This window comes from Rhizobium sp. BK060 (genome assembly GCF_014193145.1).
In the GTDB taxonomy this organism is placed as follows: Bacteria; Pseudomonadota; Alphaproteobacteria; order Rhizobiales; family Rhizobiaceae; genus Rhizobium.
The window spans coordinates 155,067-175,678 of the sequence record NZ_JACHYW010000002.1 but is presented as its reverse complement, the minus strand read 5'-3'; the positions used below and the strand labels follow the sequence as shown (position 1 = coordinate 175,678).

The window sequence follows — 20,612 nt, the reverse complement described above, 5'->3', positions numbered from 1 at the left end:
TGAATAACTAAAGCGATGCCCAGACGGAAGGACATCGTCATGATCACTCTCATCGCCATTGCCCAGATTGCAGACCTGCTCAACGACAGCCGTGGCAAATATTCGCCGCGAGCCGAAAGCGAGTTCTACGAAAGCTTCGGCAGCTCCCGGCTAGTCCGCTTCGCGGCCTTGCTCACATCCTTCAGAATATCGGTCAAAGCGTTTCGCGCCAGAGCACCCGGCCGTTGTCGACCTGAGCGCAGCGATCAGGCCGCCTGCCTCGTCCGGCCGTAATCGGGAGCGGCATCGAAGCGGAACTGCTGAACCAGCGCCATCAACGCATCCGCCTCATTCGCAAGCTGGCGGCTCGCCTCGGTCGTTTCCTCAACCATTGCGGCGTTCTGCTGCGTCATCTGGTCCATCGCATTGACGGCGCCGTTGACCTCCTGCAGAGCGGCCGATTGGTCCTGGCTTGCCGTTGCGATCGTTTCGACGTGACTGCTGATCGCGATGATCTCCTGACTGATCGCGGCGAGCACCGAGCCGGTCTTCTGCACGAGACCGGATCCGGTCGTGACCTCCCGCGTCGACTTCTCGATCAGGCCCTTGATTTCGCGCGCGGCGTCTGCAGAGCGCTGCGCGAGCTCGCGCACTCCCTGCGCAACGACGGCGAAACCCTTGCCTGCCTCACCGGCGCGCGCCACCTCGATACCGGCGTTCAACGCCAGCAGGTTCGTTTGAAATGCGATGTCGTCGATGACTTCAATGATCTGTTCGATCTGCTTCGAGGCCTCCTCGATGCGGTCCATCGCCGCGACCGTGTCGCTGACCACGGTGCCCGAGCTATCGGCGTTCTTCTTCGTCACGGATACGGCGTCGTTCGCCTCCCGCGCACGCACCGCAGACGATTTGACCGTTACCGTGATTTCCTCGACGGCGGCCGCCGTTTTCCTCGAGATTGGCAGCCTGCGCTTCCGTACGCTTCGAAAGCTCGTCGGCGGAAGCCAGCATGGCGCGGGAATTGCTCTGGATCGAAGCGGTGTTGTCACGAATGCGGGCCAGCGTTTCCTGCAGGCGGATGAGCGATGCGTTGAAATCGACACGAAGCTGCTCCAGGCAACCGACGAACGCAATCTCGATCGTCGGGGAGACATCGCCCTGCGCCAGACGCGCCAAACCGGCCGCGAGCTGATTGACGGCGAAGTCGATCTGACCGTCGAGCGTGCGCTTCTCGGCATCGTTGCGAGCGCGCTCGTCGTTGCTGAGTTGGCGCTGTTCGGCCGCCTGCGTTTCCAATGTCTGGCGAGCGCGGGCGTTATCCCGGAAGAGCGCGAGGGCGCGTCCGATGGCGCCGAACTCGTTCTGCTTCTCCACACAGGGGATCGATCCATCGAGATTTCCGGCAGAGTTCGTATGGATGGTAGCGGTCAGCGCTTCCAGCGGCCTGACGGACGTCCGGATGGCGAAGTAGGCGACTACGCCGACCGGCAGCAATACCGCGACGCCAGCGCCGGCCACCAGGATCAGCAACTGCTGCAGACTATTGTAGTAAACCTCCATCGGGATGCCGATGAAGAGGATGCCGACATTTGAGCCGGTCGCGTTCTTGACCGGGAAATAACCAGTCATGAACTTCCGACCGAACAGCTCTGCCGGGCCGTAGTAGGCCTGCCCCCTGGCCAATACCACCTGCGCGGGGTGATCCGCTGCGAGCTTCGTGCCGACGGCGCGATCGCCGTTTTCCTTCTTCACGTTCGTCGAGACGCGGACGTAGTCGCTGCCCTGACGTTCAAATGCGGTTGCAACGCCTGCAATCGACTGCGCGGTAAAAGAAAATCTTCAAAAAATTGGCAATTGTCAAAAATTTGAAATCGAGCCCAAGCGCTGAGCCGTCTCCAGGCCGTGGCAGGAGGCAGAAAGCAAAAAGCCCCGGAAAATCCGGAGCCTTTGTGGCGATTGAGTTCGATCGTCTTATGCGGCGCGATAGATCGTGCCCTGCATGTCGCCGTCGATCTTGAACTGCCGGATCAGTTGCAGGAGCAGATCCGCTTCCGTTGCAAGCTCGCGGCTCGCGGCGGTGGTCTCTTCGACCATTGCCGCGTTCTGCTGCGTCATCTGATCCATTTGATTCACCGTCGCATTGACTTCCTGCAGCGCGCCCGACTGGTCATGGCTCGCACGGGCGATCGTCTCGACATGCTGGCTGATCGTGACGATCTGAGCGCTGATCTTCGCAAGCACCGTGCCGGTCTCTTGCACGAACTGCGAGCCGGAGCTGACCTCTGTCGTCGATTTGTTGATGAGGCCCTTGATCTCCTGCGCAGCAGCAGCGGAGCGCTGCGCCAACTCACGCACCTCCATGGCGACGACAGCAAAGCCCTTGCCGGCTTCACCGGCGCGCGCCGCTTCGATGCCGGCGTTCAATGCCAGCAGATTGGTTTGGAACGCGATCTCGTCGATGACGCCGATGATCTGCTCGATCTGGCGGGAAGCATCTTCGATACGGCCCATCGCGTCGATGGCGTTGCTGACGACGACTGCCGAGTCGTCGGCGCTGCGCTTGGCCTGGCGGACGATCTGATCAGCGTCCTTGGCGCGCTCCGCAGAGGAGCGGACCGTCACCGTGATCTGTTCAACCGCGGCGGCGGTCTCTTCAAGCGAAGCTGCCTGCTGCTCGGTGCGCTTGGCAAGATCTTCGGCGGACTGAGCCATCTGGTTGCCGTTGCCCTGGATCATCTCGACGTTGTCGCGGATCTGGCTCATGGTTGCCTGCAGGCGCATCATCGAACCGTTGAAGTCCTGGCGAAGCTGCTCGAGACGCCCGATGAACGGCGTATCGATCGTGGTCGAAATGTCGCCCTGCGACATGCGCTCGAGACCGGAGGCCAGCGCGTTGACCGCAAACTCGATCTGGCGGTCCATCTCCCGTTTCTCGGCATCGTTGCGTTGGCGCTCGTGCTCGGCAGCAGCACGCTCTTCATCGCTCTGCTCCTCAATACGGATCTTGGAGATCGCATTCTCCTTGAAGATGCCGAGTGCGCGGGCCATGTCGCCAATTTCGTCATGCCGCTGATCGCCCGAGATGTTCGTATCGAGCGCGCCATCGGCAATGCGCCGCATGGCCGCGGTGATCTGACCAATCGGACGCTGCAGAGTTAGAACCAGGGCGATACCGCCGATGATCGAGACCAGAATGCCAAGACCGGTCGTCAGCACCGAAATGCCGTTCGCCTGCGTACGCTCGGCACCGGCGCTCTGCTTTTGCAATTCGGCAAAGGTCGTCAGTTGACCCCAGACGGCATCAAGTTGCTGGCGGGCGGATGCGTAGTCAGTAACACGCTGGTTGATCGTATCAACGAGGCTCTGGGCGTCCTTGTCCATCGAGGCAAGGGCTGGAGACATGGCCGCGACGATGTCTTCCGCGAAGTTCATACCCTTCGCGCTGGCGAGCAGCGTGTTGAGATTGGTGCCGAGCGTCGCGATCTCCTGATGCAGGCGGACGCGGTTTTCCTTGCCCGGCTTGGCGGCGAATTCACCGAGGACGAGCTGAAGCGAGTAGATCGCGCTCTCCAGGCGGCGCGTGTCCTCGAGCACGGAATTCGTCTGGGCGATACGGCTGTCGAGCTCGACGAAGGTGGTCGTCGCCGCGCGCATCATCTGCGTCGCCGTCAGCTGCGTATAGGTCGACATCTGACGGAAGCGCGAGACAAGCCGCCCGAGATTGGCTATCGCCTCATCGGTGCCGGCGTCAGCAGCAGTTGCCTGCGCCTTCACGTCACTGATCGTCTGCGACAGCGACTGCGTCATGCTCTTCTGGTTCGCGGGTACCGAAATCTCGATCAGGCGCTGAGCCTTCGTGATGGCAGGAATGGCGTCGGTAACGACCTTCAGCTTGTCGGCGGGCAACTGGGCCTTGTTGAAATCGCCCATGACTGTGGCAAGCGTGTCCCCGCCCTTCAGCAGGCGATCGGCGGCGCGGAGCGTTGCCGTCGCGTTGCCTTCGTCCTTGCGGATATTTTCCTCAAGCTGCTGCGCATCGTAGTTCACGTTGAAGCGGCTTGTGATCATCACCTTCTGCGCGTCGTCGATCGACTTGCGGAGAGCGAGCTCCTGCTCATGAAGAGTCCAGAGCTTGCCCACGGTGTCGGAAATCCCGGAAGTGCCGTCAATCGCAACCCGCAGGTTGTCGCGTCCGCCGTTTTCGCCGATCTGCTTCAGCGTGGCGTTCAAAGTACCTTGCTGTGTCTTGATGTCCCCATAAAGCTTGTCGCGTGCTTCCTGGCTGGTGATCTGCAGGAAGTCGTCCATGGAACCATAAAGATCCTTGAACCCGCTTAGCGACTGCAGGACGCTGTTGGAGATTTCCATACGCCCCTGCAGCAGACCAGAGGCATAGAGACCGGTCAGGCCGACGGCAGAAATGCTTACAACAAAGGGCAATACAAAGATCAGGACCTTGGTCTTGATCCTGAAACGGGAAAGAATCTTATCAATCAACATGGCGGTTCCGGCCTTCCATACACCACTCCTCCCGCCGGCCGCCTGGCGGGCGCCGACCGAGTGCATCGAGCTGCTCTATTGGAACAATTGGAATCCCGGACACGAGGCCTGGGCGGCAGTCATTGCCAGCTCGCTTCACGTCAAAACGGAAAGCGCCCAAAAAATATCGAGCGAGTTTTGCAGAGGATGTCTTAATTTTCGGATAAGCGAAAACTCGGGATAGCCGTGTTCAAATCAATTTATCCGCTAGACGGCCGGCGCGCAAATGCGCGCCATGCCAGGCGTCTAAAGATCGCGCATGTCAGAACCAACGTGCGAGGAGGAGAGCGGCCACGGCGGCCAGTGCACTGGCAGAGATGACGAAATAGCGTACGGCGACGAGCTTGTTGTCGGGCTTGGCTTGAGCGATTGCAATGGCGCGTGCGCGTCGTGTGTTCTTGTTCATCTGCAGAACCTCACTTCATCTCTGGCATAACAATCCAACAAAACGACTTGCTGGTAAAGCTCTATTTAGGAAGCGCTTTTCCAACTGTCATTGAGGCAGGATGGCGCACCCTCCTTAAGAACTCTTGAATCGAGCGGGTTGTTTCGTGCCTACAAAGATTCACCGGCAACGAAGCCGGAAGCCCACGCCCACTGGAAATTATAGCCACCGAGCCAGCCGGTCACGTCGATGCATTCGCCGATGAAGAAGAGGCCTGGGACGCTTTTCGCCGCCATGGTGCGGGAATCAAGCGCGGCCGTATCGATGCCGCCGAGCGTCACTTCGGCGGTCCGATAGCCCTCCGAGCCCGACGGCTTGATCTTCCAGTTCTGCACGGCGTCGACCAGACGCAGCAAAACCTTGTCGGAGAGATCGGCTATGTGACCCGCGATGCCTTCCCGCTCGGTCAGGTATTGCGCCAGCCGTTTCGGCAGAATCTCGGCCAGCGCCGTCTGCGCCGACTGCCGGCCATTTGCCCTTTTCGCGGTCTTCAGATGCTCGTGCAGATCGACATTCGGTTCGATGTCGACGGTGATGTCGTCGCCCTCGCGCCAATAGGAGGAGATCTGCAGGATCGCCGGACCGCTGAGGCCGCGATGCGTGAAGAGCAGGGCTTCGCGGAAGGCGGTATTGCCGTGGCGGATTTCGACCGAGGCTGATATGCCCGAGAGTTCGGAAAGGCTTTCGAGCGTGGCCTGATCCAGGGTCAGCGGCACAAGGCCGGGCCGCGTCTCGACCAGGGGAAGGCCGAACTGCTCGGCGACGCGATAGGCAAAGCCGGTCGCCCCCATCTTCGGAATCGACTTGCCGCCGGTCGCGAGGACCAGCGAGCGGCATTCGTATGCGCCCTCCGACGTCGAGATGCGGAAGCCTTCGCCGCTCTTTTCGACATCCCCGATCTCGGTACGCAGATGCAACGCCGCGCCGGCTGTCTGCATCTCGTCGAGCAGCATGCGGATAATGTCCTTGGCGCTATCGTCGCAGAACAACTGGCCAAGCGTCTTCTCGTGCCAGGCGATCCGGTGGCGATCGACCATGGCGATGAAGTCGGAAGGCGTGAACCGCGCGAGGGCCGATTTGCAAAAATGCGGATTGGCAGAGAGGAAGCTTTTCGGGCCAGTATTTATATTGGTGAAATTGCAGCGGCCGCCGCCGGAGATGCGGATCTTTTCGCCCGGCGTCTTCGCATGGTCCAGGACGATGACCGAGCGACCGCGCTGGGCGGCGCGAATGGCGCACATCATGCCGGCGGCGCCCGCGCCGATGACGATCACATCGCTTTTTCGCAAAACCACTTCCCTTGTCGAAAGGCGTCTTCTTTTTCCATCAAGAGGCGAAAGTCAACGTGCCTCCCCCTCGCCAATTGCCAAACTCCAGCTATGATGCCGTCACGATCAACGCAAACCGGTGTGTCATGTCCCCAAAAAAGACGACGCTGAAGCCTGCCAGAAACGTACCCGCCTCGAAGAAAACACCCCCGGACCCCGGACACCAGCGCGGCGTTGCAAACTGGAAGGAAGCAGCGCAGTTCTTGCGGGCGCGTGGCATCGAAGACATCGAGTGCATCACGCCGGACCTTGCCGGCGTGCCGCGCGGCAAGATGATGCCGAGCTCCAAATTCACGTCAAACACCTCGCTTGCCCTGCCCTCGGCGATCTACCGTCACACAATCTCCGGCGAGTATCCGGATGAGACCGAAAGCTTCCGCTATGAGCCCAGGGACAGCGACCTGAAGCTGGTTCCCGACCTTTCCACGCTCTCCGTGGTCCCTTGGGAAACCGACCCGACGGCGCAGGTGATCTGCGACATCGTCAGCGTAGACGGCGAAGAGGTTCCCTATACGCCACGCAACGTCCTGAAACGTGTACTGAAGCTTTATGGCGACCGCGGCTGGAAGCCGATCGTGGCGCCCGAGATCGAATTCTACCTGGTTGCCAAGAACGACGACCCCGACTATCCGCTGCATCCGCCGAAGGGCCGCTCCGGTCGCTCGATCCTCGGCGGTCAGGGCTATTCGATCGCCGGTATCAACGAGTTCGACGAACTGATCGACGACATCTATCATTTCTCGGAGAAGCAGGGCCTCGAGATCGACACGCTGATCCACGAGGAGGGCCCGGCGCAGCTGGAGATCAACCTGCGCCACGGCAATCCAATCGAGCTTGCCGACCAGGTGTTCCTGTTCAAGCGCACGATCCGCGAAGCGGCAATGAAACACGGCATCTACGCGACCTTCATGGCCAAGCCGATGCAGGGCCAACCGGGTTCGGCCATGCACATCCACCAGTCCGTGGTCAACGTGGAGACAGGCAAGAATATCTTCTCGAACCCGGACGGTTCCGCCTCACGTGAATTCTTCCATTTCATCGGCGGCCTGCAGAAATACGTGCCGAGTTCCATGGTGATGCTGGCGCCCTATGTGAACTCCTACCGCCGGCTGACGCCCGACATGTCGGCGCCCGTCAACAATGCCTGGGGTTACGACAACCGCACGACGGCGTTCCGTGTGCCGGTGTCCGATCCGCAGGCAAGGCGCGTGGAAAACCGCCTGCCGAGTTCGGACGCCAATCCTTATCTCGCGCTTGCCGCCTCGCTGGCCTCCGGCCTGCTCGGCATCATGAAGGGCATCGAGCCGACCGCGCCGACAGAGGACACGGCAAACGAGGGTTCGATCGATCTGCCGCGCGGTCTTCTGGAGGCCGTCGCACTGATGGAGGACGAGGAAGCCTTCGAGGAAGTATTCGGCAAGGAGTTCCTCGGTATCTACGCCGGTGTGAAGCGCGGAGAATTCGAAACCTTCATGCAGGTGATCAGCCCCTGGGAACGCGAATTCCTTCTGCTGAACGTGTAGGGAGGGCTTGGTCATGACATTGCAGGAGAGATGGCAAAGCCCCATTGCGCCCGGCATTTCGTGGTATCAGGCAACGGTCGGCGAACGGCCGACCTATCCCGCACTCGACGGCTCGACGACTTGCGACGTCGCGATCGTCGGCGGCGGTTACACAGGGCTGCAGGCTGCCTACAATCTCGCCAAGTCAGGCGTCTCGGTGGTTCTCATCGAGGCGTGCCGGTTTGGCGACGGCGCCTCCGGGCGCAATGGCGGCCAGCTCGGCACCGGACAGCGCTGGTGGCCGGAAGAGCTTGAGGAAAAAATCGGTTACGAGCGCTCGCGCGCGCTGTTTAACCTTGCCGAGGCCGCCAAGCGGCATCTCATGGATTTTGCCACGGACCATCAGATCGACATGGACTACATGCCGGGGCAGATGAACGTAGCGCACAAGGAAAGCTACAGGCCGGACTATTACGAAAATGCCGAGATCGCGGCTATGCGCTACAACTACCCTCATGTGCGCTTCATGGACAAAGCCGAGACCCAGGAGCGGCTTGGCTCGACGCGCTATTATTGCGGCGTTCGCGATACCGGCACGGGTCATATCCACCCGCTGAAGCTGCTGATCGGTCTGGCCCGTGTTGCGGCCAATGCCGGGGCGCAAGTTTTCGAGATGACGAAGGCGACGGCGATTCGCCAGGGTAGCCGCAAGGTGACGATAGAGACGCCGAGAGGCACGATCACCGCTGACAAGGCGTTGATTGCCTGCGACGGCTACATCGGCAATCTCGAGCCGGTGACTGCAAGCCACGTGATGCCCATTCGCTCCTTCATCGGCGCCACCGCTCCACTCGACCGCTATCCGGAGGTACTTTCTGGTGGCGAAGCCGTGGCCGACTCACGCTTCGTCGTGCGCTACTTCCGCAAGTCCAAGGACGGACGGCTACTCTTCGGCGGTCGAGAAGCCTATACGGCCGACAATCCGCGCGACATTACGCAGCACATCCGCCGGCAGATCGCGGAAATCTACCCGACGCTTCGGGATATCGAGATCACGCATGCCTGGGGCGGTTCGGTCGGCATCACCATGCCGCGGCAGCCCTTCGTGCGCGAGGTCATGCCTGGCGTGACCTCGATCGGCGGCTATTCCGGACACGGCGTCATGCTCGCAAACTATTGTGGAAGGCTCTACGCGCAAACGGTTCTGGGAAAATCGGCGGATCTCGATCTTTTCAGGTCGCTCGATATTCCGGCCTTTCCAGGGGGCGCCGCCATGCGGGCGCCGCTGCTCTTTCTGGCGCTTTCCTGGTTTGCGTTGCGCGACAAATTTTAGTCAGATTGCGGATTTCATCGCGCGGCAATTCGAACTAAAACCTCTTTCCGAGAGATTCATTGCATCGCACACTGGCTTTTTTAAATCGATTAGATTAAAGAGCCAATAACTCGTCTGATTGAGAGACATCCTCATGAGCAGCCAAATCATCCCCGTTGAACCCTTTGATTATGTCGTTTTCGGCGGCAGTGGCGACCTTGCAGAACGCAAGTTGCTTCCGGCCCTTTACCATCGTCAGATCGAAGGTCAATTCACTGAGCCGACCCGTATCATCGGCGCCTCGCGCAGCCCGCTTACGAACGAGGAATATCGAAAGTTTGCCCAGGACGCCCTGAAGGAGCATCTCAAGAAGGGTGAGTACGACGAGACCGAGGTCGCGAAATTCCTGCGGCGCCTGTACTACGTGCCTGTCGATGCGCGTTCGGACGCCGGCTGGGATCAACTGAAGAAGCTTCTGGATGAGGGCAAGGATCGCGTACGCGCCTTTTACCTCGCCGTTGCGCCTGGTATTTTCGGCGACATCTCGCAGAAGATCCACGACCACAAGCTGATCACCAAGTCGACGCGCATCGTTGTCGAGAAGCCGATCGGCCGCGATCTCGCTTCCGCCCTGCAGCTGAACGACACGATCGGCAAGGTCTTCAAGGAAGAACAGATCTTCCGTATCGATCACTATCTCGGCAAGGAAACGGTGCAGAACCTGATGGCGCTGCGCTTTGCCAACGCGCTCTATGAGCCGCTGTGGAATGCCAATCACATCGACCACGTACAGATTACGGTTGCCGAGTCGGTCGGCCTCGAAGGTCGCGCGGGCTACTACGATACCGCCGGCGCTCTGCGCGACATGGTGCAGAACCACATCATGCAGCTCGTCTGCCTGGTTGCAATGGAAGTTCCTTCTTCGATGGACTCCGAAGCCGTCCGCGACGAGAAGCTAAAGGTGCTGCGGGCATTGAAGCCGATCAACGCATCGAACGTCGAGACCAGCACCGTTCGCGGCCAGTATCGCGCAGGCGCTTCCGGCAGTGGTCCAGTCAAGGGCTACCTGGAAGAGCTCGAAGGCGGCGTTTCGAACACCGAAACCTTCGTTGCCATCAAAGCCGAGATCGGCAATTGGCGCTGGGCCGGCGTTCCCTTCTACATCCGCACCGGCAAGCGTCTTGCCGGTCGCATGTCAGAGATCGTCATCACCTTCAAGCCGATCCCGCACTCGGTCTTCGATCAGTCCGCCGGCCGCATCAACCAGAACCAGCTCATCATTCGCCTGCAGCCTGACGAAGGCGTCAAGCAGTCTCTGATGATTAAGGATCCAGGTCCAGGCGGTATGCGTCTGCGCAACGTCTCGCTCGACATGAGCTTCGCCGAGTCCTTCTCGGTGCGGAACCCGGATGCCTACGAGCGCCTGCTGATGGACGTCATCCGTTCCAACCAGACGCTGTTCATGCGCCGCGACGAAGTGGAGGCGGCATGGCAGTGGGTGGATCCGATCCTCAAGGGTTGGGAAACGACCGGACAGAAGGTTCAAGGCTATACCGCCGGCACCTGGGGTCCTAGCCAATCAATCGCGCTCATCGAGCGTGACGGCCGCACCTGGCACGACAACCTGTAGGATCAAAGACGATGGCAGCGACGATGCATGCTTTCGCCAACGGCGCAGAACTGGCTCGCAACCTGGCAGACAAAGTCGTTGCGTCGCTTTCCGCCGCAATCGACGCACGCGGAGCGGCGACGTTCGCCGTCTCCGGCGGTTCGACGCCGAGGCTCTTCTTCCAGGAGCTTTCGGCGCGTGATCTCGACTGGACCAAAGTGACCATCACGCTGGTCGACGAGCGTTTCGTGCCTGCGGACAATCCGCGCTCGAACCATCTGCTGGTGGCCGACAACCTCCTGAAGAACAAAGCGAAAGCCGCGCGCTTCCTGCCACTCTATCAGGCGGCGGCGTCGGTCGAGGACGCGGCGAAGCTTGCGACGACGGCGACCGCTTCGATCAGCAATCCCTTTGACGTGGCGATCCTCGGAATGGGCGGTGACGGCCACACGGCCTCGTTCTTCCCGGATGGCAGCAATCTGAAGGTCGCGCTCGACGCTAAGACGCCACGTGGTATCATTACCATGGAGGCGGACGGCGCGGGCGAGCCGCGGCTCACCTTCACCTTCTCCAGCCTTCAGGATGCAAAGCTGCTCGTGCTTCACATCGAAGGCGAGAGCAAGAAGGACGTCCTGACGAAGGCCGAGAGAGCCGGCGACGAGGCAGAGATGCCGATCCGCGCCATTCTGCGGCGGGCAACGAGCCCGGTCGAAGTCTACTGGGCTCCATAGGCCTTCGGGCAAGCCGCGAACGAAAATTGAAGAGCAACCAAGGCAGGATACCTCCCATGTCCGCTAATGCACGCATTTCTGCGATCACCGCCCGCATTGTCGAACGATCGAAGCCGACGCGCGGACTCTATCTGGAGCGCCTGCGAAACGCCGCTTCCAAAGGTGTAAGCCGCTCGGTTCTCGGTTGCGCCAACCTCGCGCACGGCTTCGCGGTCTGTTCCCCCGCGGAGAAGGAGGCACTGGCGGGGGACCGCGTGCCCAATCTGGGCATCATCACCTCCTACAATGACATGCTCTCCGCGCATCAGCCCTTCGAGCACTATCCGGCGATCATTCGCGAGGCAGCAGCGGAGGCCGGTGGCATCGCCCAGGTGGCGGGTGGCGTCCCAGCCATGTGCGATGGCGTCACGCAGGGCCAACCGGGCATGGAGCTCTCGCTGTTTTCCCGTGATCTGATCGCCATGGCGGCCGGTGTTGGCCTCTCACACAACATGTTCGATGCCGCGCTCTTCCTCGGTGTCTGCGACAAGATCGTGCCGGGCCTCGTCATTGCCGCCCTCTCCTTCGGTCACCTACCGGCAATCTTCGTGCCGGCCGGGCCGATGACGACGGGTCTTCCGAACGACGAGAAGTCGCGCGTGCGACAGCTCTATGCAGAAGGCAAGGTCGGCCGCGCCGAACTTCTGGAAGCGGAATCGAAGTCGTACCACGGTCCGGGCACCTGCACATTCTACGGCACGGCGAACTCAAACCAGATGCTGATGGAGATCATGGGCTTCCATATGCCCGGCTCCTCCTTCATCAATCCGGGCACGCCGCTGCGCGAAGCCTTCACGCGTGAGGCGGCCAAGCGGGCGCTGGCGATCACCGCACAGGGCAACGAGTTCACGCCCGCCGGCGAGATGATCGACGAACGCTCCGTCGTCAACGGCGTCGTCGGTCTGCATGCGACCGGCGGCTCGACGAACCACACCCTGCACCTTGTCGCCATGGCGCGGGCAGCAGGCATCCAGTTGACCTGGCAGGATATCGCCGAGCTTTCCGAAGTGGTGCCGCTACTGGCGCGCGTCTATCCGAACGGCCTTGCAGACGTGAACCACTTCCACGCGGCGGGCGGCATGGGCTTCCTCATCAAGGAACTGCTTAAGCACGGCATGCTACATGACGACGTGCGCACCGTCTTCGGCCAGGGCCTGCAGGCCTACACCATCGATCCCCGCCTCGGCGACGACGGCACGATCGTGCGCGAACCGGCGCCGGAAAAAAGCGTCGACCCGAAGGTGCTTGCCAATATCGAGACGCCTTTCCAGGCCAATGGCGGCCTGAAGATGCTGCGCGGCAATCTCGGCAAGGCCGTTATCAAGATCTCTGCGGTCAAGCAGGACAGGCACGTCATCGAAGCGCCGGCCGTCGTCTTCCACAGCCAGCAGGAATTGCAGGACGCGTTCAAGGACGGGAAACTCAACAAGGACTTCATCGCCGTTGTCCGTTTCCAGGGACCGAAGGCGAACGGTATGCCGGAACTGCACAAGCTGACGCCGCCGCTCGGCGTGCTGCAGGACCGCGGCTTCCGCGTCGCGCTTCTGACGGACGGCCGCATGTCGGGCGCCTCAGGCAAGGTGCCGGCAGCAATCCACGTCACGCCGGAAGCTGTCGACGGCGGTCCGATCGCGCGGATCAAGGACGGCGATATTATCCGCCTCGATGCGATCGCGGGCACACTGGAGGTGCTGGTCGACGCTGCCGATCTGGCTGAACGTGAATCTGTTGTCGCCGATCTTTCCGAGAACGAATTCGGCATGGGCAGGGACCTGTTTGCACCCTTCCGCCGCGCCGTTGGCCCTTCGGATCGTGGTGCAAGCGTGCTGTTCCACTGAGCGGCATTGCGCTGAAAAACAGCAAGCCCGCGAGGAAATGAACTGCCCCCCGAATGTTGGACAACAACCTTCGGGGGTCGGTTCAGAAACTCGCGGGCTTTTGTCTTTCAATGCTTCGAGAAATCAGGCGCGAATGTCGAGCACGCGATCACGGTGCGCCGGGTGTGTGCTGTAGACAAAGATCTTGTTGAGTTCCTTGTCATTCAACATCCGAAGGAACCGGACTTCGATCGTGTTGTTGGTATTCACCCGCATCAGCATGCAGCCGACCTTGGTGATGCGGGCATCCGGGATATCGAGATAGAACTGCTTCGGAAGGGCGTATTGGGTGAGCAGCGCGAGGACCGCAGTGCTCTTCGAAATACGAATGATATCGCATCGCCGGGACGCCATGTGCATGACGCCCTTCTCGGTATATTCGATGCGTGCGGCGTTCATCGTATCCTCCATCTTGAACCGCACCTCACGGTCGTACATGAAGGATTCTTCTTTGTTCAAGAAGTGCCCGGAAGGCATTGAATTGGATGCAGCCACCGCCGTATTCCCCTCGATATGCAACGGGGAAATCTTACCAATCGAATCTTTAACAGAAGGTGAGAAGAGTTCCGATTTGGGCCGTTTTTTGGAACGGCCCAAAAATGGATCGGATGCTATTTACGGTAGGTCCGGCCATCGGCATCGAACAGATGCAGCTTCGTCCGATCGGCGGAGAAATGCATCTTCTGACCCTTCCTGACGTCATAGATGCCGGGCAGCTTGACGATGATCGGTTCGCCTGGAACGAGGCCCTCGATGTAGAGAAGCGTCACTTCGCCGAGCGCCTCGACGATCGAAACTTCGCCCTCGAAGAGGTAGTCATCGCCGGCACCGGCGATACGCAAATCTTCAGGACGAACGCCGAAGCTTGCGGTCTTGCCCTTCTCGGCGGCCGCTGTGGGAATGTCTAGTGTCACGGACTTGCCGCCTGTCAGCGTCACCGTGGTCGTATTGCCAGCCTCGGTGATGGTCGACGGGATGACGTTCATGGCCGGAGAACCGATGAACTTGGCAACGAAGAGGTTTGCCGGACGCTCGTAGAGTTCCAGCGGCGCCCCCACCTGCTCGATATTGCCGGCGGAGAGGACGACGATGCGGTCGGCAAGCGTCATCGCTTCCACCTGGTCGTGGGTGACGTAGATCATCGTCGTGCCGGCCATCTGCTCGCTCAGCCGGGCGATCTCGATGCGGGTTGCGACACGAAGCGCTGCGTCGAGGTTCGACAGCGGCTCATCGAAGAGGAAGACCTTGGGGTTGCGGCAGATGGCGCGGCCGATGGCGACACGCTGCCGCTGACCACCGGAGAGCGCCTTCGGCAGGCGATCGAGGTACCGGGTGAGCTGCAGGCTTTCGGCGGCGGCACGAACGCGGCGATCGATCTCCTGCTTGCTTTCGCCGGCGATCTTCATGCCGAACGCCATATTGTCGTAGACCGTCATATGCGGATAAAGCGCATAGGACTGGAACACCATGGCGATACCGCGCTTGGAGGGCGGAACGTCGTTGACCAGTTGGCCGTCGATATACATGTCACCGCCGGTGATGTTCTCCAGGCCGGCAATCATGCGCAACAGGGTGGATTTTCCGCAGCCCGAAGGACCGACGAACACAACGAACTCGCCCTCCTTGATCTCCAGATCGATGCCGTGGAGAACGTCCACGGAACCGTAGGATTTGCGAATATCCTTGAGCGTCAGTCCAGTCATTAATTCCTCCTCCTCAAATCGTCAGGCGAGACGAGCGAAGTACGCTCCCCACGCCGGAATATCGATCTTCTCACCGTAGTTATTGCTGACGAAGCCGTGGCCCGTCAACGCCTGCCAGTCTCCGGCAGGCAAAACGACGGCGCTTTCGGCAGCGCTCATGTTGAAGACGCAGAGCAGCTTTTCGTTGCCATACTCGCGCACGAAGATCAGCACGTCGTCCTGCGGCTCGATGAACTCGATCTCGCCCTTGGCGAACGCCGGGTGCTGCTTGCGGAAGGCAAGGAAGCGGCGATAGTGCTCGAGCACGGAGGTTTCGTCGCCCTGCTGGACGCTGACGGCGCGCAGGATGTGCTCGACCGGAACCGGCAGCCACGGCTTGACGGTCGAGAAGCCGCCCTGAGCGACCTGACTGTCCCAAACCATCGGCGTGCGGCAGCCGTCACGGCCCTTGAATTCCGGCCAGAACTGGATGCCATAGGGGTCCTGCAGGTCCTGGTAGGCGAGATCTGCCTCTGTCAATCCAAGCTCTTCTCCCTGATAGAGGCAAACGGAGCCGCGCAACGTCATCAACAGCGATGTGTACTGCTTGGCAAAGGCATCGTGATCGGCAACGAGCGATCCCCAGCGGCTGACATGGCGCATGACATCGTGGTTGGAGAATGCCCAGCAGGCCCAGCCATCCGGTGCAGCCGCCGCGAAATCCTCCATCACTTCCTCGACACGTTCCGGCGAGAGCGGATCGGGAGCCAGGAACTCGAAGGCATAGCACATGTGCATCTTGTCGTTGCCGGAAGTGTATTCTCCGACAATCTCAAGACCGCGCTGGCTGTCGCCGACTTCGCCGACCGCTGCAATCGCCGGAAACTCCTCGAGCACGGCGCGGAACCGCTTCAGGAACTCCAGGTTCTCGGGACGGTTCTTGTCGTAGACGTGTTCCTGGAAGTTATACGGATTGACCGCCGGAGCGGTTGAAGCGTTGCGGCGCTCGGGAGGCAGCGCCGGATTGTCACGCAGTTCCTTGTCGTGGAAGTAGAAGTTGATCGTATCGAGACGGAAGCCATCGACACCGCGCTTCAACCAGAAACGGACGACATCCAGCAGCCGGTCCTGAACCTCGGGATTGTGCAGGTTCATATCCGGCTGCGAGGTAAGGAAGTTGTGCATGTAATACTGCATGCGCGTCGGATCCCACGCCCATGCGGACCCGCCGAAGATCGACAGCCAGTTGTTCGGTGGCGTGCCATCCGGCTTGGCATCGGCCCAAACATACCAATCCGCCTTGGCGTTGGTCTTGCTGGCGCGGCTTTCGACGAACCACGGATGCTGGTCGGAGCTGTGCGAGATGACGAGATCAATCATCACGCGAATACCGAGGCGATGAGCCTCAGATATCAGCGTGTCGAAATCCACCAGCGTGCCGAAGATCGGATCGACGTTCTCGTAGTCGGAAACGTCATAGCCGAAATCGCGCATCGGCGAGGTGAAGAAGGGCGAGATCCAGATCGCGTCAGCGCCAAGGGCGGCGACATGCGGCAGGCGAGCGGTGATGCCCTTCAGGTCGCCGATGCCGTCGCCATTGGAGTCCTGGTAGGAGCGCGGATAGATCTGATAGATCACCGCGCCACGCCACCAGTCCTTGTCGGCCGTCAAAATGGATTGAGATGCCATGCTCATGTTTCCTGTTGGATAGTCTTGGGTTGCCTAACCGCCCTTGACCGAGCCCGCGAGCAGACCACGCACCAGATAGCGCTGCAAGCCAAAGAACACGAGCAGCGGTACGACAATGGTGACGAAGGCCGAGGCCGTCAGGATCTCCCAGTTGCCCCCCCGCGAGCCGAGCAGCGCGTTCAAGGCGCCGGTCAACACGAGGTGGTCCCTGTCGGTGCCGAGGAAGACCATGGCGACGAGCAGGTCGTTCCACACCCACAAGAACTGAAAGATCGCGAAGGACGCGAGCGCGGGAAAGGATAGAGGCAGTACGATGCGGGTAAAGATTTCAAAATCGCTCGCGCCATCGACACGGGCGGATTCGATGATCTCCTTCGGGAGACCGGCGATATAGGCACGCAACAGATAGATCGCCAGCGGCATGCCAAAGGCGGTGTGCGCAAACCATATCCCGGGATAGGTCTTCGACGGAGCGTCGAGCAGCGAACCAATGCCGTTATAAAGCCGCAGAAGCGGAATGAGCGACATCTGCAGCGGCACGACGATGAGGCCGACGACAAGCGCGATCAGCAACGCACGGCCCGGGAATTCCATCCAGCTTAGCGCATAGGCTGCAAAAGCCGCAATGAGGATCGGGATAATCGTTGCGGGGATGGTAACCGTCAGCGAGTTGATGAAGGACTGGCCGATCCCCTCACCGGTGAGAACGTTCCGATAGTTCTGCAACGTGAATTCAGGCGGCGTGGCGACTGAAATGTAGACGCGCCGGCCGCCGTCATCCGGGCCAAAGGCGGCGGGCTTCGTGTAACGATAGCTTCCGTCATCGTTGACGGTGAGCGAAAGGCCGTCACCCAAGTCGGCCGTCTCGCCGGCCTTGTAGGCGGCCGGTTGCTGGACACGCGTGCCGAACGCCCTGATGGAGCGGCCCTGCAGTCCCTCGAGAACATTGCCTGAAATGACGTAAACCGCGCCGTCCTGCTTCTGCTGGTCCGGCTGCCCAAGGCGGGCGGCCACGGTTCGGGACGAGCCGGCGAAGGCCGTCCACCAGCCGGAAGAAACGAGCTGATCCTTGTCTCGCAGGGCACTAACGAAAATGCCGAGCGTCGGTATCAACCAGATAATGACGATGACGAGCACCGCGAAGTGAACGAAGAGGCGGGCCGGGCCGATCTTGAAGAAACTTCCTGATAGGGTCATCTCAGTGGCCTCCCAGCTCGCGATTCGCACGGCGGACGTTCCAGACCATGATCGGCGTCACGGCCAGCATGATGATCAGCGCGATGACCGCGCTTCGGCCGGAATCGCCGCCTCCCCGGAAGAGCCAGTTGAACATCAGGTTGGCGAGCACCATCGAATTCCACTGGCCGTTGGTCATGGTCAGCACGATGTCGAACACCTTAAGGACGAGGATGGTGATCGTGGTCCAGACGACGGCGATCGTGCCCCAGACCTGCGGCACCATGATGCGCCAGAAAATCTGCCAGCCATTGGCGCCATCGATGACGGCAGCCTCGATGGTTTCTTCAGGGATACCGCGCAGCGCCGCAGACAGGATCACCATGGCAAAGCCCGTCTGAATCCAGATCAGGATCACCATCAGGAAGAAGTTGTTCCAGAAGGGCACCGAGATCCAAACCTGCGGTGTGCCGCCGAACAATTGGACGATCGCGTTGAGGAGCCCGATTTGAACATCGTTGCCGCCGCGGTACTCGTAGATGAATTTCCAGATCACCGAGGCGCCGACGAAGGAGATCGCCATCGGCATGAAGACGATGCTCTTGGCGATGTTGCCCCACCAGATGCGGTCGGTCATCACGGCGATGACGAGGCCGAAGAAGGTGCAGGCCGCCGGCACGACGGCCAGCCACAGGATATTGTTGAAGATCGATTGGCGGAACTCGCGGTCCGTCAAAGCCCACTGATAGTTCGCGAAGCCGACGAACTGCTCGCCGGAGCGATCATAGAAGGAAAGGATCAGCGTGGCGACCACGGGATAAACGAGGTAGACGATAAGAAGGAAAAGGGCCGGCCCGATGAACAGCCACGGCCGGATCATCGCCCGCCGGTTCAGGTTGCGCGCTGCCGAGTGGATGTCGCCATCCTTCACCGGCAGCGACCAATCCAGAATCTTGTTCGAGAAATAGAAATAGGCCGAGCAGGCGAAGACCGCCACGATCACGACCCCCAAAGCGGAAACTATCTGCGACAGCATTCGTCCCTCCCCCTGCTACCCTGTCTATCCTGACGGGTTTGCGCGCCGATCGTCGTCACGTCACCATCGCTTTCAACGCGACAGGTGACGCTGGCCGGACACTCCCAGTATCCGGCCATGCATTTCAGCCATGCCGCCGTTGCCGACGGCATGGGACTCAGGCGATGTTACTTGATGCCATCCCAGGCGCTCTGGATTTCCTTGCCGGTGTCTTCCGCGGACTTGCCGCCGACGAAATCGACCATGCCGGTCCAGAATGCGCCCGCGCCGATCTTGCCAGGCATCAGGTCAGAGCCGTCGAAGCGGAAGGTAGTCGCGGTCGTCAGGATCTCGCCTTCCCTCTTCATCTGGTCGTTGGCATAGGCTGCCGTGTTGACGCCCTTGTACGGCGTCAGGAAGCTGGACTGTGCCATCCAGACTTCGTGCGCGATCGGAGTCTTCAGGAACTCGATGAAGGCACGAGCCGCCTTGGAGTCCTTGGTGACGGTAACAAGCGTGCCAGCGCCCAGAACTGGCTTGCCGAGGTCGGCATGCGCCGCGTAGGTCGGCAGATAGAAGAAGTCGGCATCCTGACCGAGTTTCGTGCCCTCCGGGAAGAACGACGGGATGAACGACGCCTGATGGTGCAGATAGCACTTCGGCGGCACGCCGAAGAGACCCTTCGGGCTATCCCGGAAGTCGGTCGCCGCGACTGCTGCAACGCCACCGCTTACATACTTCTCGTTCTTGGCGAACGAGCCGAATTCCTCGATCGCAGCAACGACGGCAGGATCGGTGAACTTGACTTCGTTGGTGGTCCACTTGTCGTAAACATCAGGCTTCTGCTGACGCAGCATGATGTCTTCGATCCAGTCCGTTGCCGGCCAGCCGGTTGCACCACCGGAACCAAGACCGATGCACCACGGAACGCCGCCATCCTTGACGATCTGATCCGTCAGGGCGTGCAGTTCTTCCATAGTCGTCGGGACCTTGTAGCCCGCTTCCTTGAAATTCTCAGGCACGTACCAGACGAGCGACTTCACGTCGGCCTTGTATGGGAACGCATAGAAGGCTTCCTTGCCGTCCTTGCCCTTGTAGGTGCCGTAGCCGACCCAGCTATCGCCGGCGCCGTAGTTGTCCTTGATCCACTGGGAATTCTCATCGCCGAGCGGCGTCAAGTAGCCCTTGCTGGCGAGATCGGCCAAAAGGCCCGGCTGCGGCAGGACCGCGATATTCGGCGGCGAACCGGCCTGTGTGTCGATGACGATCTGCTGTTCGTAATTTTCCGAAGACGAGTACTTGGCGTCTACACCGGTTGCTTCGGTGAAGTAGGCCAGAATGCTGCGGAAGAAGGCTTCGTCTTCGCCGCGCCAGGGCCCGAAGATCGTCATCTGCTCGCCCTTGAGATCGGCGTGAGCAGCCTTGAAATCGTCGTAGCTCTTCCAGTTGAATTTCGAATCCTGCCCCGGAGCAAACTTCAGATCGGCAGCAGACGCAGCACCGGCAGCAAGTAGCGCCGCCGCGGCGACGCCCATCAAAAACGTCTTTCTCATGTGATCAACCTCCCATCACAATCCCAACCGCACTTTTGAAACCATTTTGACGCCGTTCCAAAGCGCTTTGACAAAAGCACTCATGTCACTTTCGCCGGAAAAGAGTCAAGCAATTTCGAAAAAAGCGCAAAAGATG

The 20,612-nt window shown here is 60.4% G+C and carries 15 protein-coding genes and 1 pseudogene; 6 read left to right on the top strand and 10 right to left on the bottom strand.

Translation table 11 applies throughout. The annotated features are described in order from the left end of the window. The first annotated feature begins 39 nt into the window (after nucleotides 1–39). The gene (locus FHT71_RS03020) at nucleotides 40–273 is read left to right on the top strand and encodes a hypothetical protein (RefSeq protein WP_132588347.1); all 234 of its coding nucleotides are present in this window, start codon (nucleotides 40–42) and stop codon (nucleotides 271–273) included. On the opposite strand, the pseudogene FHT71_RS03015 reads toward FHT71_RS03020, so the two are convergent. The 4 genes and pseudogenes from FHT71_RS03015 to FHT71_RS03000 all read right to left on the bottom strand — a co-directional run. Beyond that, nucleotides 246–1,806: pseudogene (locus tag FHT71_RS03015) on the bottom strand (methyl-accepting chemotaxis protein); the annotation flags it as partial. The gene FHT71_RS03020 and the pseudogene FHT71_RS03015 sit on opposite strands and share 28 nt — an antisense overlap. A gap of 144 nt (nucleotides 1,807–1,950) precedes the next feature. Further along, on the bottom strand, nucleotides 1,951–4,479 hold the full coding sequence (locus FHT71_RS03010) for a HAMP domain-containing methyl-accepting chemotaxis protein (protein WP_037083341.1): 2,529 nt from the start codon (nucleotides 4,477–4,479) through the stop codon (nucleotides 1,951–1,953). Nucleotides 4,480–4,780: 301 nt separating this feature from the next. Next, a complete protein-coding gene (locus FHT71_RS03005; protein WP_007796730.1) occupies nucleotides 4,781–4,924 on the bottom strand; it encodes a hypothetical protein in 144 nt (47 codons plus the stop codon). 149 nt (nucleotides 4,925–5,073) lie between these two features. Then, a complete protein-coding gene (locus FHT71_RS03000; protein ID WP_183718938.1) occupies nucleotides 5,074–6,207 on the bottom strand; it encodes an NAD(P)/FAD-dependent oxidoreductase in 1,134 nt (377 codons plus the stop codon). A 170-nt stretch (nucleotides 6,208–6,377) separates the two neighbouring features. Between FHT71_RS03000 and FHT71_RS02995 the strand changes: the two genes are divergently transcribed. The 5 genes from FHT71_RS02995 (at nucleotide 6,378) to edd (ending at nucleotide 13,322) form a co-directional block, all read left to right on the top strand. After that, nucleotides 6,378–7,814 (top strand): glutamine synthetase family protein, encoded by a 1,437-nt coding sequence (locus FHT71_RS02995; protein WP_037083376.1) that lies wholly within the window; start codon nucleotides 6,378–6,380, stop codon nucleotides 7,812–7,814. 13 nt (nucleotides 7,815–7,827) lie between these two features. Further along, a complete protein-coding gene (locus FHT71_RS02990; RefSeq protein ID WP_183718860.1) occupies nucleotides 7,828–9,126 on the top strand; it encodes an FAD-binding oxidoreductase in 1,299 nt (432 codons plus the stop codon). 133 nt (nucleotides 9,127–9,259) lie between these two features. Further along, a complete protein-coding gene (gene zwf / locus FHT71_RS02985) occupies nucleotides 9,260–10,735 on the top strand; it encodes a glucose-6-phosphate dehydrogenase (protein ID WP_132588344.1) in 1,476 nt (491 codons plus the stop codon). A gap of 11 nt (nucleotides 10,736–10,746) precedes the next feature. Then, nucleotides 10,747–11,445, top strand: coding sequence for a 6-phosphogluconolactonase (gene pgl / locus FHT71_RS02980; RefSeq protein ID WP_183718858.1), 699 nt, complete (start codon nucleotides 10,747–10,749; stop codon nucleotides 11,443–11,445). A gap of 56 nt (nucleotides 11,446–11,501) precedes the next feature. Then, on the top strand, nucleotides 11,502–13,322 hold the full coding sequence (edd, locus tag FHT71_RS02975; RefSeq protein WP_132588342.1) for a phosphogluconate dehydratase: 1,821 nt from the start codon (nucleotides 11,502–11,504) through the stop codon (nucleotides 13,320–13,322). A gap of 123 nt (nucleotides 13,323–13,445) precedes the next feature. Here the strand turns inward: edd and FHT71_RS02970 are convergent, their stop codons facing one another. The 6 genes from FHT71_RS02970 to FHT71_RS02945 form a co-directional block, all read right to left on the bottom strand. Continuing rightward, nucleotides 13,446–13,799 carry a hypothetical protein gene (locus tag FHT71_RS02970; protein ID WP_132588341.1) on the bottom strand — a complete coding sequence of 118 codons (354 nt, stop codon included), beginning with the start codon at nucleotides 13,797–13,799 and terminating at the stop codon, nucleotides 13,446–13,448. 173 nt (nucleotides 13,800–13,972) lie between these two features. Next, nucleotides 13,973–15,064, bottom strand: a complete 1,092-nt coding sequence (ugpC, locus tag FHT71_RS02965) for a sn-glycerol-3-phosphate ABC transporter ATP-binding protein UgpC (protein WP_007796708.1) — start codon at nucleotides 15,062–15,064, stop codon at nucleotides 13,973–13,975. A 21-nt stretch (nucleotides 15,065–15,085) separates the two neighbouring features. After that, nucleotides 15,086–16,738 carry an alpha-glucosidase family protein gene (locus FHT71_RS02960; protein ID WP_037083336.1) on the bottom strand — a complete coding sequence of 551 codons (1,653 nt, stop codon included), beginning with the start codon at nucleotides 16,736–16,738 and terminating at the stop codon, nucleotides 15,086–15,088. A gap of 27 nt (nucleotides 16,739–16,765) precedes the next feature. Further along, nucleotides 16,766–17,929 (bottom strand): carbohydrate ABC transporter permease, encoded by a 1,164-nt coding sequence (locus FHT71_RS02955; RefSeq protein ID WP_007796702.1) that lies wholly within the window; start codon nucleotides 17,927–17,929, stop codon nucleotides 16,766–16,768. Nucleotide 17,930: 1 nt separating this feature from the next. After that, complete coding sequence (locus FHT71_RS02950; RefSeq protein WP_007796698.1) at nucleotides 17,931–18,944, bottom strand: sugar ABC transporter permease; 1,014 nt, start codon at nucleotides 18,942–18,944, stop codon at nucleotides 17,931–17,933. Between the two features lie 167 nt (nucleotides 18,945–19,111). Further along, the gene (locus FHT71_RS02945; protein ID WP_183718856.1) at nucleotides 19,112–20,476 is read right to left on the bottom strand and encodes an ABC transporter substrate-binding protein; all 1,365 of its coding nucleotides are present in this window, start codon (nucleotides 20,474–20,476) and stop codon (nucleotides 19,112–19,114) included. Nucleotides 20,477–20,612 lie beyond the last annotated feature (136 nt).